The following is a 15201-nucleotide window of genomic DNA, read 5'->3' as shown; positions in this document are numbered from 1 at the left end:
GCTTTGTGTCAACAAAAAAACAAACACACACCATGGAACTACAAAAAGTATGGTATATCACAGGCGCCTCACAGGGTTTTGGCCTGATACTCGCAAAAAAACTCCTGGCCTCCGGCGCACGCGTAGCGGCAACTTCCCGCAAACTGGACGCATTAAAAGCGGCCGTTGGCAGCGACTCTCCGAACTTCCTTCCCCTTGCCGTGAACCTTTCCGATGAAGAAAGCGTGAACAATTCCATCCGGCAGACGCTTTCCGCTTTCGGCAGGATAGACGTAGCGGTGAATAACGCGGGATATGGCCTGGTAGGCGGTTTGGAAGAACTGACCGATAAAGAGGTGAGAGATAATTTTGAAGTGAATGTATTCGGTGCGCTGAACGTGATCCGGCATGTGATGCCCGTATTCCGCAAACAAAAAGACGGGTTTGTATTCAATATTTCCTCCATCGGCGGCTTCACCGGCGCATTCCCCGGCTTTGGCAGCTATTGCGCCACGAAGTTTGCGCTGGAAGGGCTTACCGAGTCACTTTCCGCGGAAGCGAAACCCTTTGGCGTAAAAGCGGTGATCGTGAGCCCGGGATATTTCCGCACGAATTTCCTGTCTTCCGGTTCACTCGCCGTGCCTGCTAATCCCATTGCGGACTATGCGAATATCCGTGAGGTACAGGACGCACACACGCAAACCATCGACGGTGCGCAGGCCGGCGATCCGGAAAAAGCGGTGGAGGTGATCATTGCCGTGAGCAAATCCGAAAACCCGCCCCTGCATCTTTTCCTGGGCCCTGATGCCTATCAGCTGGCCAAACAGAAAATTTCCGCCGTGGAAGAAGATATGCTGGGCTGGCAGGCGCTTGCCACCTCCACCAATTTCAACTAAACAATGTCTTTTTTTGATTTGAACAGGCACCGGAAGGCGCGCCCGCACAGGCGTGCTTTCCGCTTTTAACGTTTCCTTGTGCGTTAATCCGGTGATTTTCCGTACCTTTGCCCCATTCTTATATCCCCTCTCCGCAGAAAGATACGTTCCCTCCGCAGTTAGGTTCACTTAAAATGATGTGTGGATATACAATCTAGCCATCCTTCCCTTCTATAAGCCAGGATTGTTAGCATCGTTTTAAACTTAAATTAAACATATTGTCATTCGAGAAATTAAGTCTCATTGCGCCCATACTGCGCGCACTTGAAACACAGGGCTATACTACGCCTACACCTATCCAGAGCCAGGCCATTCCGGTTGTGCTGGCCCAGAAAGACCTCCTGGCCTGCGCACAGACGGGCACAGGTAAAACCGCCGCGTTTGCGATTCCCATCCTGCAATTGCTTTACCAGGAAAAACAAGCGGCCGCAACGCCGGACAGGCATATCAAAACGCTGATCCTGACCCCTACCCGCGAGCTGGCCATCCAGATAGCGGAAAATATCAGGGATTACGGCGCCCATACCGGCATCAAACACCTCGTGATATTCGGCGGCGTGTCCGCTCATACACAGATACAAACCCTGAAACAGGGCACAGATATCCTGATCGCCACGCCCGGCAGGCTGCTGGACCTCTGGCAGCAGGGCCACATCAACCTGCGTTACATCCGCCAGTTTGTGCTGGATGAGGCAGACCGTATGCTGGACATGGGTTTTATTCACGACGTAAAAAGAGTGATCACCAAACTGCCGGAAAAAAGACAGACGCTGTTTTTCTCCGCTACCACGCCCAATGAAATTGCGGGCCTGGCAAACTCTATCCTGACCAATCCCGAAAAAGTAGCCGTAACACCGGTGTCTTCCACGGCGGAAAAGATAGAGCAGCAGATGTATTACGTGGACAAAAGTTCCAAACGCTCCCTGCTGATCCATGTACTGAAAGATGCGTCCATCGCGAGCGCGCTTGTGTTCACCCGTACCAAACACGGGGCGGACAGGGTAGCCAAAGAGCTGAGCAAAGCCGGCATCCAGGCAAACGCCATTCACGGGGACAAATCGCAGAACTCGCGCCAGCGCGCACTGACTGATTTCAAAGCAGGCCGCATCCGCGTACTGGTGGCTACGGACATTGCCGCACGCGGCATTGACGTGGACAACCTGAGCCATGTGATCAACTACGAAATTCCCAACGTACCCGAAACTTATGTGCACCGCATTGGCCGTACAGGCCGCGGCGGCGCAAGCGGTATCGCCCTTTCCTTCTGCGAAGCGGAAGAAAGACCGTACGTGAAAGATATCACCAAGCTGATCGGGCAGAGCATTCCCGTGGTGAGCAATCACCCGTTCCCCGCCGGCGAATCAGCCGAAAGGCCCGCACCCGCGGTGCAGATGCGCCAGTCTTCCAGCCAGCAGATCAACGGCCGGAAAAACGGTAACGGTGGCAACGGCAACGGCGGCAACAAACGCAAGTGGCACGGCGGTGGTGGCCAGGGCAGACCGCAGCAAAGACAGCAAAACTGATGTATATCCATGGTTCCGGGCAATGATCCCGGAACCATGTTATAACATAAGACCGACCTATACCCAAAACCATGTTATTAACTATTACCAACACCCGTTATCCCGCGGATGATCTCAGTTACCTGATGCATAAACACCCTGCCAAAGTGCAGGAGACAGAATTTTCACAAGGCATCGCACACATTTTTTACCCCGAAGTATCTCCGCAGAAATGCACCATCGCATTACTCCTCGACATTGATCCTATTTCGCTCGTCCGTAAAAACGGGCCGGCGGGAAATGATTTTGCATTGCAGCAATATGTGAACGACCGGCCTTACGCCGCCAGTTCGTTCCTCAGCGGCGCACTGGCCAAAGCATTTTCCAGTGCGCTGAACGGACGCTGCAAAGACAAGCCTGAGATGGTCTCCGTACCCCTTGATCTTGAAGTGAACATTCCCGTATTGCCGGTACGCGGCGGTGAAAATGTATTGCGCGGCCTGTTTGAACCGCTGGGTTATACTGTGCAGTGCACACAACATCCGCTGGACGGGCAATTTCCCGAATGGGGCAACAGCCGTTACTTCTCACTGAAGCTCACGCATACCCTCACGCTCCAGGCGCTGCTTCAGCATCTTTATATACTCATTCCCGTATGCGATAACGATAAACATTATTTCGTGGGAAAAGAGGAAGTGGAGAAACTCATGGAAAAAGGAAGGGACTGGCTGGAAACACATCCGCAAAAAGAACTGATCATCCTCCGCTTCCTGAAACACCAGAAAGGCCTGGCAAACCAGGCGCTTGAGCAGATATTGCAGGAAGAAGAACCCGCAGCGGAAACAGAAGAAACGACAACGCCTTCTCCTGTCAGGGTGCGTATGCACGACGTACGCCTGCAGGCTGTAAAGGACGAGCTGCTGGCTACCGGCGCCGCCACCGTGGCGGACCTTGGCTGTGGTGAAGGCAAATTGCTGCGCCTGCTGATGAACGAAAAACAGTTTACCGGCATACTCGGCATGGACATCAGCTATCATTCCCTCACCATTGCCAAAGACAAGCTGAAGCTGGAACGCCTGCCTGAAAAACAGCAGCAACGCATCCAGCTCATACAGGGCTCGCTCACCTACCGGGATGAGCGCCTTCATGGTTATGACGCCGCCGCGCTCGTGGAAGTGATAGAACACCTGGACGAGCCGAGGCTGGCTACGTTGGAAAAAGTCGTGTTTGGCCACGCCAAACCCCGCACGGTGATCGTTACTACTCCCAATGCGGAATACAATATAAAATTCGAATCGCTGGAAGCCGGCACAATGCGTCACAACGATCACCGCTTTGAATGGACCCGCGCACAGTTCAGCGAGTGGGCCGGCCAGGTGGCGCAGGAGCATGGTTATACCGTTTCATTCAAGCCCCTTGGCGAAGAAGACCCGGAAGTGGGCGCGCTGAGCCAGATGGGTATATTCTCTAAAACCACGGACTGATGGAAACGATCATACAGGAAAAGCTGAAACAGATAGAAGCGGAGCACGATGTGCACATCCTTTATGCCTGCGAATCAGGCAGCAGGGCCTGGGGCTTTGCGTCCACAGACAGCGACTTTGACGTACGTTTTATTTATGCCGGCAAACAGCCTGATTATCTTTCCATCCGCGACCGCCGTGATGTGATAGAGCTGCCCGTGAATGAAGTGCTGGATATCAGCGGATGGGACCTCCGCAAGGCCCTCCAGTTGTTTCATAAATCCAATGTACCGCTGTACGAATGGCTGCAATCACCCATTGTGTACCAGCAGCACGCCGCGTTTATGGACGACATGGCGCTGAGAATGCCTTCGTTCTTTTCGCTGCGCGCGGGTTTTCACCATTACCTTTCCATGGCCATCAATACATTTGAAAATGATCTGCGTGGAAATGACATGAAGCTGAAACGGTATTTTTATGCGCTCAGGCCCGCACTCGCCTGCCTGTGGATACAGCGGTACGAAATACTGCCGCCCATGGAATTCAGGCTGCTGCGCACGGTAGTGGAAGATGAAAACTGGCAGGAAGCCATCGACCGGCTGCTGGAACAAAAACAATCCTCCACGGAAAAAACGCTGATACCCGCGCAGCCCGTGCTGCACACCTGGCTGGAAGACACGCTGGACGCCTGTAAAGAACGCGCCGGCGAAATCCCCGCCCAGAAAGGCGACCTGGCAGACCTTGATAATTTATTCAGAAAATATATCCGGCCGTGACGTACGAACAACTCATGCGGGAACCGCAGCACCTGCTGCTGAAATGCATCAGCGGAAGCAACGCCTATAACCTGAACATCCCGGGATCGGACACGGATTACAAAGGCATCTTTGTACTTCCGCAGCAGGAACTGTATGGCATGCAATACACCCCGCAGGTGGCGAATGAAACCAATGACGAAGTGTATTTCGAGATTGGCCGGTTCATGGAACTGCTGTGTAAAAACAATCCCAATATCCTGGAACTGCTGAGCACGGGCGGCGCCAACACTTTGTTCCGTCATCCGCTGATGGACCTTATCAGGCCGGAAGATTACCTGTCGCGCCTCTGCTTCGACACTTTTGCCGGTTATGCCAAAACGCAGATCAGCAAAGCCCGCGGGCTGAATAAAAAGATCAACAAACCCGTCGCCAAAGAGCGGATGGGCGTGCTGAACTTTTGTTATGTACTGGATGGCAACGGCAGCCTTCCCCTGACGGAATGGCTCCAGACAAACAACCTCCGGCAGCAGGATTGCGGCCTCACCTGCCTCGATCATTTCCGGGACACTTACCTGCTTTTCCACGGGCACGACATACCGCTGAAAGGCATTGTATCCGGTGAATCGGCGGACGATGTGCAGCTTACTTCCATCCCGAAAGGCATACGGCACCGGGCGGTCATGACCTTCAACAAAGACGGTTATTCCGTGTATTGCCGGGAATACAAAGAGTACGGCATCTGGCTGGAGAAACGGAATGAAATGCGTTACCAGGCCACCATGGACCATGGCAAACAATATGACGCCAAACATATGATGCACACCATGCGGCTGCTGCAAATGGCGGAAGAGATCGGTAAAGGCCAGGGCGTGATCGTGTTCCGGCATGACCGTGATTTCCTGCTCGGCATCCGCAGCGGGAAGTATGAGTTTGAAGAGCTGATGGCCATGGTGGAAGAAAAGATGAAAACGCTGGAAGGCGTATATGCAGCCACCGCTTTGCCCGCGCAGCCGGATGAACAGAAAGCGGAGGACGTTTTAAGAAAGATCAGAACAGCATTCTATGCACACGCATAAAGACATATTAAACATCCCCGAGATGAGCCTCGTCGTACTGATAGGCGCTTCCGGGTCCGGCAAATCGACATTTGCCCGGCAGCACTTCCTGCCTTCAGAAATAGTATCATCAGACGCCTGCCGCGCAATGGTGAGCAACGACGAAAATGCGCAGGAATTCTCCAAAGACGCATTTGAGGTGGCGCGGTTTATTATTTCCAAGCGCCTGAAACATGGCCTGCTCACCGTAGTGGACGCTACGAACGTAAGAGATGAAGACCGCGCGGACTGGGTACGCCTCGCCCGCGAGTTTCATGTACTGCCCGTAGCCATCGTGCTGAATATGCCGGAAAAGGTGTGTACAGAACGCCATGCTCAACGTACGGACCGCAGCTTTGGCGCACACGTGATCCCGAAACAGACGGCGCTGCTGAGAAGAGGCTTGCGCCGCCTGAGACTGGAAGGTTTCCGCCACATCCATGAACTGAGGAACCCGGAAGAAGTGGCCGCCATTACCAGCATCCGCCGCGAACCATTGTTCAACAACCTGAAATCCGAAACCGGGCCTTTTGACATCATTGGCGATATACACGGTTGCCATACCGAACTCGTGGAGCTGATACAACAACTGAATTACCACGAAACGGATGGCGTATGGCGCCATCCCGAAGGCCGCCGCCTGGTATTCCTCGGCGACCTTGTGGACCGCGGGCCGGCCAGCCCGGCCGTGCTGAAGCTCGTCATGAAACAGGTAAAAGAAGGCGCGGCGCTTTGTGTGCCCGGCAACCATGATGTGAAACTCGTAAGATGGCTGAACGGTAAAAACGTGCAATTAAAACACGGGCTGGAACAGACCGTAGCCCAGCTCTCCGCCGAAACGCCGGAGTTCCTTGAAGAAATAAAAACCTTCCTGGACGGCCTCGTAAGCCACTATGTGCTGGATGGCGGAAAGCTGGTGGTAGCCCATGCCGGCCTGAAAGAAGAAATGCAGGGCCGTGGCTCCGGGAGAGTAAGGGAATTCTGCTATTACGGCGAAACCACGGGTGAGACGGACGAATTCGGCCTGCCTGTAAGACATAACTGGGCCGCGGATTACAACGGCAAAGCCATGGTCGTATACGGCCACACGCCCGTGCCTTCCCCGCAATGGCTCAACCGCACGATAGATATCGACACCGGCTGCGTATTCGGCGGAAGCCTTACCGCTCTCCGTTACCCTGAAAAAGACCTGGTATCCGTAAAAGCAAAAGAGATATACTGCGAGCCCGTAAGGCCTTTGCATATGCCACCTTCCGGCCTCACGCTGCAACAACAGCATGATGACGTGCTGAACATCGCGGACTTCAACGGCAAGATGCTGATCGAAAACAGGTACGGCGGCCCGGTGACCATCCGCGAACAGCATACGATCGCGGCGCTGGAAGTAATGAGCCGTTTTGCGGTAAACCCGAAATGGCTGATCTACCTTCCGCCCACGATGAGCCCCGCGGAAACCAGCAAGCTACCGGACTTCCTGGAGCATCCCGCTGAAGCATTCAGTTATTTCAGGGGCGTGGGCGTAACCAAAGTGATCTGCGAGGAAAAACACATGGGCTCACGCGCGGTAGTGATCGTGGCAAAAGATGAAAAAGCCGTGGAAGAAACCTTTGGTATCAAAGGTGAAGGCATCGGCGTGGTGTATACCCGTACCGGCCGTTCCTTTTTCACGGACAAAAACATGGAGCAGGCATTACTGCAAAGGCTGAACAAAGCCCTTGCAGCTTCCGGCTTTTATGAAAAATTCAATACGGACTGGGCCTGCTTCGACTGCGAGCTGATGCCCTGGAGCGCAAAGGCATTGAGCCTGATAGAAACACAATACGCCAGCACCGGCGCAGCCGCCACACATGCGCTGAGCGCCGCCGTACAGGCATTGCGGCAAAATGAAGCAGCAGCACCGCTGCTGGAAAAATACAGCCTGAAACACCAGCAGGCTACTCAATTCATTGACGCCTACAGGCAATACTGCTGGCCGGTGAACAGCCTGGACGATTATAAACTCGCGCCGTTCCACATCATGGCCACCGCCGGTAAAACCTGGTTTCACCAGGACCATGAATGGCATATGGATGAGATCGCCGCATTCTGTGAAGAAGACAAAAACATCCTGCTGGCCACGCCTTTTAAAGTCGTGCACCTGGAAGACGAAGAGCAGGTAACTGAAGCCACTGAATGGTGGAATACGCTGACGGGCAAAGGCGGCGAAGGAATGGTAGTAAAGTCCTACCAATACCTGCACCAGCACGCCCGTGGTATTGCCCAGCCTGCTATCAAGATCAGGGGGAGGGAATACCTGCGCATCATTTACGGACCGGAATACACCACTCCCGCTTACCTTGAACGCCTGAAAGCGCGCGGTTTATCCGCCAAACGTTCCCTGGCGCTCAGGGAATTTGTACTTGGCCTGGAAGGGCTGGAAAGGTTCGTATCCAAAGATTCGCTGAAGGGTGTGCATGAATGCGTATTTGGCGTACTGGCGCTGGAAAGCGAGCCGGTGGACCCGAGGTTGTAAAAGTGTGATAATCGTAAACGGAAAAGGCCGTCTCGCTGAGACGGCCTTTGATATTTTGTACCTATAACTTCTGTTTCCTGTACACTAGCGTATCGGTGATCAACGCGGGCATCCGGTAACCTCCCGTATCGATAGCCATTTCCGGAACAGCTTTGCGGAGCTGTGAAAGGGCCGCGGGTGTTACGGCGGTTTTGTAAAGGAACAATTCTTTCAGCGCCGCGTTCTTTTGCAGGAGCAGTATTCCTTTGTCCGTCACCTTTGTGCCCACCAGGTTCAGGTATTTCAGCTGTTTGCAGTTAGCCAGGTGCACCAGCCCTTCATCTGTTACCGGTGTATTCTCAAGATACAGGCGGGTAAGTTCGGGTAGTTGCGAGATCACTTTTAAGGCGCTGTCCCCTGTTTGGGTGTTGGATAATTTCAGCCAGACGATCTGTTTTTTCAGTGGCAGCAGCAAAGCGGCTTCTTTGTTGCCAAACCCTGATGCGTTCACGGCGCTTACCATCACAAAACCATTCTCATTCGCTACCGGCATCACTTTTACCCCGATCTTTTCGAGCGCACCTATATCCTGCGGGGAGGCTTCGCTTACTTCTTCCTGCGGCATAAACGGATGAACGTCCGACCCGCCTGAGGGCTGCATGCCTTCCAGTACCAGCTGCATCCTTGGTGTATGGTGAAGATCCTTAACGGTCGCATCCGGAGACGCGCCCTGCTCTATCCACCAGTACAATATCTCCAGCTGCTGCGGAGTGAGCTGCGGTTTGCCTTTAGGAGGCATCCGTTTGTCGTCCGCTTCGGAGAGGATGAGGCGTTTGTACAATTCGCTGGCTTCCGGTACGCTGTCTTTTATCACGGGGCCGTTTTCACCGCCTTTGCGGATATGGTCCATTCCGTCCAGGCGAAGGCCGCCTTTCAGCTTGGCTTCGTTGTGACAGGAATAACATTTCTGCTCCAGGATAGGCCTTACCAATTGATCGTATACTTTTGCTTCGTTCAGGTTGGCAATAGCCGTTGTGGCTCCGGCGGCCGCGCCTTTTCCAAGGGGAAACTCAGCGGTCAGATAATCTTCGCCATGGGTGAGGTTGCCGCCAAAGTGCCCTGCGGCGGAGAGCAATACGATCATCACGAAAGATATGGGCAGCCAGGCTTTCCTGAAAAGCGCGTATCTTCTGAACACGCACAGCAATACCGAGATCACCGCAACGCCTATGCCCATCCACATGTGAAGGTCAAGCGCGGCTTCGTCGTACCCGCCGGAAGAAGACAGCAGCAATCCCGCTATACATGCGGCGATGGCGGAAAGTGCGCCAAACACCAGCACGGGCAGCACAGCCGCGCTCAGCACGGTCAGGCGGCGGTTCTTACTCATCACTTCCAGTATAAAGGCGATAATGAGCATGCCGATGGGCAAATGCACCAGTAAAGGGTGGAAACGCCCGATGAACAGGCTCCAGTTTCCTTGCAATAATATCATCATCCCCCGTATCTCGCTTTTAATAAGTTCTTCATATGCACGTTGATGTCCCATTGATTCGCCACGGGCTGCCTTGTGTAAGGCAGTGTAGGCATATAATCCGCGGGGCCAAACTCCGTCAGTACCGTCATTACTTCACCTTTGGCGCGTTTTATTTTCGCCACTTCATCCCACCATGCAAAATGCGCTTTTACCACGCCTTCCCATTCCGGCGCGCGCGGGTCGTTCACCTGCGGGCCTTCCGGGTGGCCGATCCTGGCGTGGATGTGGCCGGTCCTTTCCAGGGCTTTGGCCACGGTTTCAGCCTGGTCCTGCAGGAGGGATTCGTGCACGTTGCACCAGTGGGAAATGTCCAGCGTGAGGCGCAGATCGGGTTTGGCTTCGATGAATTTGCGCGTGATATGCGCGGCGAACATCATCCTGGAACGGTGCGTTTCGTGGTATACGGGTATGCCGGAGCTTTTGGAGATGCGCACCGTCATGTCTATCAGTTTGCCGTTTTCTTCAAACGTAAAGAAGTCTTTCCCGGAGTGACAGTTGATGTACAGCGGGCGCTGACGCTGCTGGCTGGTAGCGGCTGTTACAGCAGCCTCAAATGCGGCTGCGTGTTTGGCATAATCGCTGCCGCTGCCTCCGCAGAGAAAACCGACTTGCAGATCATATTTTTTTAACGCGGTGAACAGTTCGTCCTGCGCTTCTTTGGTCGTAGGCCACCACAATTCAATACCGTCATACCCCGCCTCTTTGGCGCGGCGGCAATATTCATCACGGGAACCGGGGAAGCCCCAGTCCGTTTGCAATACGACGAGTTTAAAACCTGCGGCGGCGGACGTTTTGAATGCGGGCTGCGCCGCAGCGGCTGTTATTTCGGTCATAAGGGATGCGGCGCTGACGGCCACGGTCTGTTTTAAAAAATTCCTTCTGTTCAGAGACATAATTAATTAACCTAAAATTTCATGAATAACGTGTCCTTCCACATCCGTAAGCCTGAACGGGCGGCCCTGGAACTGGTAGGTCAGTTTCTCATGGTCAAAGCCCAGCTGCTGCAGCATGGTGGCATGAATATCGTGTACCGCTACTTTGCCTTTTACGGCAGCGAAGCCTATTTCGTCTGTTTCGCCCCAGCTGCCTCCTTTTTTGATACCGGCGCCGGCCATCCACATGGTGAATGCTTCTACGTGGTGATCGCGGCCGAGGTAAGGCATTTCTTTACCGTCGCGGTTTTCCTGCATGGGCGTTCTGCCAAATTCACCGCCCCATACTACGAGCGTTTCATCCAGCAGGCCGCGCTGTTTCAGATCCATCAGCAGGGCGCTGATAGGCTTGTCTATCTCACGGGCCTTGTTGCGCAGGCCGTAATCGATGGAAAGGTCTTCGCCGGTGCCATGCGCGTCCCATCCCCAATCGAAGAGCTGTACAAAACGCACGCCTTTTTCAACGAGTTTGCGGGCCAGCAGGCAGTTGTTCGCGAAGGCTTCCTTGCCCGGCTGCGTGCCGTACAACTGGTGAATGTATTCCGGCTCGTCTGCGATGTCCATCACGCCGGGCACGGATATCTGCATCTTATAAGCCAGCTCGTATTGCGAAATGCGGGACAGTATCTCAGGGTCCTGGAAACGTTCGTATTCCAGCTTATTCACTTCATTGATGGCGTGTATGGATTGATAACGCATATCGCGGTCCATGCCTTCAGGGTCTGTGAGGAACAGTACGGGATCGCCTTTGGAACGGCATTGCACGCCCTGGTAAACGGAAGGCAGGAAACCGCTGCCCCACACGCTTTTACCCGCATCGGGCGTTTTACCGCCGGAGGTGAGCACTACGAAACCCGGCAGGTTGCTGTTTTCAGAGCCTAAACCGTACGTCACCCAGGAGCCGATGCTGGGCCGGCCCAGGCGTGCGCTGCCGGTGTGCATGAACAGTTGCGCGGGTCCGTGGTTGAACTGGTCCGTCTGCACGGCTTTCAGGAAACTCACGTCATCCACCATCTTCGAAAAATGCGGCAGGTGATCGCTTACCCATGCACGGCTTTCGCCATGCTGGGCAAACACTGCCTGCGGGCCCAGCATTTTAGGCACCCCGCGGATAAACGCGAATTTTTTGCCTTCGAGGATAGAAGGGGGGCAAAGCTGGTTATGCAGTTTTTGTAATTCCGGTTTGTAATCGAACAGTTCCAACTGCGAGGGAGCGCCTGCCATGTGCAGGTAGATCACGCTTTTGGCCCTTGCCGGGAAATGAGGGGCACGCGGTTCCAGCGGGTTCAGGCTTTGCGGCATAGCGCCGTTGCCCGGGCCGGAAAAAATATTGCAGCCGCCCAGCAGGGAACCCAGGGCCGTAGCGCCGAGCCCTGTGATGCAATCCTGCAAAAAGTGCCTGCGGGAAAAGTATTTCGCCGCTCTTTCATTCGCTTCTTGTATAATCTTCTCTGACATGAGCATTAAGATTTGGAGAGGAATTCATCCAGGTTCAAAATTGCATTGGCCACCACGGTCAGCGCCGCGATATGTTCCATGCCTTTCTTCGGTTCGGGCGCCTGCAGGAAAGCAGCCGCGGCTTTCGGGTCTTTCCCGAATTTCGTGTAGGCCTGTGTATACAGTTTTTCCAGCACGGCTTCTTTACCGGGGATAATGTCTTTGAACATGGCCCGTTTGTAACCGGCCTGTATACATGCTTTTACATTTTCCCCGCCGGTTTCCTTCATGCGCAGGGCCAGGTTGCGGGCGGCTTCCACATACACCGGGTCGTTCAGCGTTACGAGAGCCTGCAAAGGCGTGTTCGTACGGATCCTGCGCTGGAGGCACACTTCCCTGCTGCCTGCATCAAAGGTGATCACAGAAGGGTATGGGCTGGTCCTTTTGATAAAAGTGTATAATGCGCGGCGGTACTGGTCGCCGTTCTCTGAAATTTTCCAATAATCGCCGCTCCACACCGTCTGCCAGATACCTTCCGGCTGATGCGGCATTACGCTGGCGCCGAGCATTTTATTACTAAGCAGTCCGCTTACAGCCAGGGCCTGGTCGCGCACCTGCTCCGCCGTGAGCCTGAAACGCGGGCCGCGGGCGAGGTAACGGTTCGCCGGGTCTTTTTCCTGGAGCTCAGGCGTGCTGCGGGAATCGCGTTTGTATGCTTCGGAGAGTACCATTTCGCGGAGCAGGCTTTTCATGCTCCAGTTATATGTGTTCATAAAACGGTAAGAAAGATAGTCCAGCAGCTGCGGGTTCGAGGGAAGGAAACCCTGTGAGCCGAAGTCTTCCTGCGTTTCCACCAGCCCGATGCCGAACAGGTGCTCCCAGAAGCGGTTCACCATCACACGGGCGGTCAGCGGATTCTTTTTATCCGTGATCCACATCGCGAGGCCCAGCCTGTTGCGCGGCGCATTGGTGGGGAAGGGATTGAGGGAAGCAGGCACGTCGGGTTTTACTTCATCTCCTTTCACCATCCAGTTGCCTCTTTCGAAAGTATGCGTGGAGCGGAACATTTCGTTGGGATTCTCCACCATCACGGGGAGGCTTTCAGGATTGGCGTTCACGGCCTGCATAAAGGCGGTTTCCACCGGTTTGTAGCCGGGCTGGCCTTTGCCGGGCAGGTCGTTGCGGAGGGCGAACCATTCCACGTTGCACACCGATTCCAGCGGGCCAAGGCTGCTGTTCCTGAAAATAAAATACAGGTTGCGGACGCCTTCCATCGGGGTGATGGGGATGTCCAGCACCAGGCTGCCTTTGGGCAGTTGCATTTTTGCTACCAGCGGGCCGTTCACATTCCCGTCGCGTATCTCCACCGAACCGCCGTCTCTGCCGGTCGAGTATTTCAGGAGGAGGTTGTTCCGGTTGTTCACCGGCACTTTTTTCACCCGGCAGCTGCCGCCGTGGCGGATGGCCATAAACTTGGTATCGGCCAGCTCACCGTTGATATATTCGTCAGCGTTATGGGCGTGTATTTTTGGCTCCAGCGTGCGGAGGAAGTCTTTTGTTTCTTTCAGCTCACCGGCATTCCCGTACCTGGAGATCCATGTGGTGATGGAGTCGATCTTGCGGAGGCCCACGCTGTCGTAGAGGCGCAGTTTGGGATGTTCTCCGTATGTGTCTTCATCGCGGGTGTTATTTATAAACGCCATGAGCTTGTAATAATCCTGGAAGCGGAACGGGTCGTAGGGGTGGCTGTGGCATTGCACGCAGGCGATGGTGACGCCCTGCCATACTTCCATGGTGGTGTTCACCCGGTCTATAATAGCCGCTACGCGGAATTCTTCATCCTCGGTGCCGCCCTCGTCGTTGTTCATGGTATTGCGGTGGAAGGCGGTGGCGATCAGCTGGTTGTCTGTCGGGTTGGCCAGCAGGTCCCCGGCCAGTTGTTCGGTGGTGAACCGGTCGTAGGGCATATCCTGGTTAAACGCGTTGATCACCCAGTCCCGGTAACGCCAGAAATCGCGGCGCACGTCCCTTTCATACCCTTTGGAATCCGCATACCTTGCGAGGTCCAGCCACATGGAGGCCCAATGTTCGCCGTAATGGGGCGAGGCCAGCAGGCTGTCCACCCTTTTTTCGTAGGCATCGGGGGAATTATCCGCGAGGAAGGACTGCATCATCTGGTCCGTGGGCGGAAGGCCGGTAAGGTCCAGGCTGAGGCGGCGCAGAAGGGTAGGCTTGTCCGCCTGGGGGGCGGCTTCCAGTTTTTCTTCTTCGAGTTTGAGACCGATGTAATGGTCCACACCCCCTTTCCCGGCATTTTCAGCCTCATTCCCGGCGGTTGCGGCGGGAGGGGTATAGTCTGGCTCGGAAGGGGACACATAGGCCCAGTGATCGCCCCATTTGGCCCCCTGGTCCACCCAGCGGGTTAGGATGTCGATCTCTTCCTTGTTGAGCGCAGCGGCTTTGTAGGGCATGCGCTCTTTCGGGTCTTTGCTGTGGAGGCGGCGGATAAACTCGCTGCCGTCCGCATCCCCGGGGATGATGGCGGGGTGGCCGCTCTTGGTATTGCCAAGGGCTTCTTCCCTGAAAAGCACGCTGAAACCTCCGCTCTGCTTCACGCCGCCATGGCAGCTGATACAATGTTTATTGAGGATGGGCTTTACTTCCGAGCTATAGTCCACCGGCCGGCGGCTGTTGCAGCCCTCGGCTAATATACCCGCTAAAGCTGCGGCACTTAAAAACAATAAGAGCTTTGACCTGGTCAAATAATGCATGATACTGTAGTTTGCTTATCTTTTACGTGGTGGGTGGAATCCGGTGAAAAAGTACGAAAAAGGAAAGACCTGAGCAACCGTAGGGTAAAATACACGCTTAAATAGTGAATATTCGTACAAATTGAAATATTTCACACTTTATATGAACAAATATATTTCAGTATGGTAGCGGATGATGGCGTGATTGTATACATTCGTGGCATTACAATCAGCTCCTCTGGAAAAACCGTTATATGCAGCGGGATTCCCAATCCGGGAACCCGCTGTTTTCTTTTATCCCGGGCGGGAATAAAAAAGGGGCC

At 54.3% G+C, this 15201-nt stretch carries 10 protein-coding genes; 6 read left to right on the top strand and 4 right to left on the bottom strand.

Features of this window, described 5'->3' with window-relative positions:
• Positions 1 to 32 precede the first annotated feature (32 nt).
• The 6 genes from EG028_RS14630 to EG028_RS14605 all read left to right on the top strand — a co-directional run bounded on the left by EG028_RS14630 (position 33) and on the right by EG028_RS14605 (position 8243).
• The gene (locus EG028_RS14630) at positions 33 to 875 is read left to right on the top strand and encodes an SDR family NAD(P)-dependent oxidoreductase (RefSeq protein ID WP_120517117.1); all 843 of its coding nucleotides are present in this window, start codon (positions 33 to 35) and stop codon (positions 873 to 875) included.
• 257 nt (positions 876 to 1132) lie between these two features.
• Complete coding sequence (locus EG028_RS14625) at positions 1133 to 2437, top strand: DEAD/DEAH box helicase (RefSeq protein ID WP_120517118.1); 1305 nt, start codon at positions 1133 to 1135, stop codon at positions 2435 to 2437.
• Positions 2438 to 2508: 71 nt separating this feature from the next.
• Positions 2509 to 3900: a 3' terminal RNA ribose 2'-O-methyltransferase Hen1 gene (locus EG028_RS14620; RefSeq protein WP_120517119.1), complete on the top strand. Its 1392-nt coding sequence runs from the start codon at positions 2509 to 2511 to the stop codon at positions 3898 to 3900.
• A complete protein-coding gene (locus EG028_RS14615) occupies positions 3900 to 4655 on the top strand; it encodes a nucleotidyltransferase domain-containing protein (RefSeq protein WP_120517120.1) in 756 nt (251 codons plus the stop codon). The genes EG028_RS14620 and EG028_RS14615 overlap by 1 nt, the downstream gene beginning before the upstream one ends.
• Positions 4652 to 5713, top strand: a complete 1062-nt coding sequence (locus EG028_RS14610; protein ID WP_120517121.1) for a DNA polymerase beta superfamily protein — start codon at positions 4652 to 4654, stop codon at positions 5711 to 5713. The genes EG028_RS14615 and EG028_RS14610 overlap by 4 nt, the downstream gene beginning before the upstream one ends.
• Positions 5700 to 8243: a polynucleotide kinase-phosphatase gene (locus EG028_RS14605; protein WP_120517122.1), complete on the top strand. Its 2544-nt coding sequence runs from the start codon at positions 5700 to 5702 to the stop codon at positions 8241 to 8243. The genes EG028_RS14610 and EG028_RS14605 overlap by 14 nt, the downstream gene beginning before the upstream one ends.
• Before the next feature lie 61 nt (positions 8244 to 8304).
• Here the strand turns inward: EG028_RS14605 and EG028_RS14600 are convergent, their stop codons facing one another.
• The 4 genes from EG028_RS14600 to EG028_RS14585 are packed head-to-tail and all read right to left on the bottom strand — an operon-like array spanning position 8305 to position 14899.
• Entirely contained in the window at positions 8305 to 9720 is a 1416-nt protein-coding gene (locus EG028_RS14600) for a c-type cytochrome domain-containing protein (RefSeq protein WP_162946503.1), read from the bottom strand.
• A complete protein-coding gene (locus tag EG028_RS14595; protein WP_120517124.1) occupies positions 9717 to 10652 on the bottom strand; it encodes a TIM barrel protein in 936 nt (311 codons plus the stop codon). The genes EG028_RS14600 and EG028_RS14595 overlap by 4 nt, the downstream gene beginning before the upstream one ends.
• A gap of 6 nt (positions 10653 to 10658) precedes the next feature.
• Positions 10659 to 12149 (bottom strand): DUF1501 domain-containing protein, encoded by a 1491-nt coding sequence (locus EG028_RS14590; RefSeq protein ID WP_241559129.1) that lies wholly within the window; start codon positions 12147 to 12149, stop codon positions 10659 to 10661.
• Between the two features lie 5 nt (positions 12150 to 12154).
• Positions 12155 to 14899 carry a DUF1553 domain-containing protein gene (locus EG028_RS14585; protein ID WP_120517126.1) on the bottom strand — a complete coding sequence of 915 codons (2745 nt, stop codon included), beginning with the start codon at positions 14897 to 14899 and terminating at the stop codon, positions 12155 to 12157.
• Positions 14900 to 15201: the final 302 nt, after the last annotated feature.

This window comes from Chitinophaga barathri, from assembly GCF_003807585.1.
In the GTDB taxonomy this organism is placed as follows: domain Bacteria; phylum Bacteroidota; class Bacteroidia; order Chitinophagales; family Chitinophagaceae; genus Chitinophaga; species Chitinophaga barathri.
Note: the sequence above shows the minus strand (reverse complement) of the source record. Positions and strands in the feature narration are given on the sequence as shown.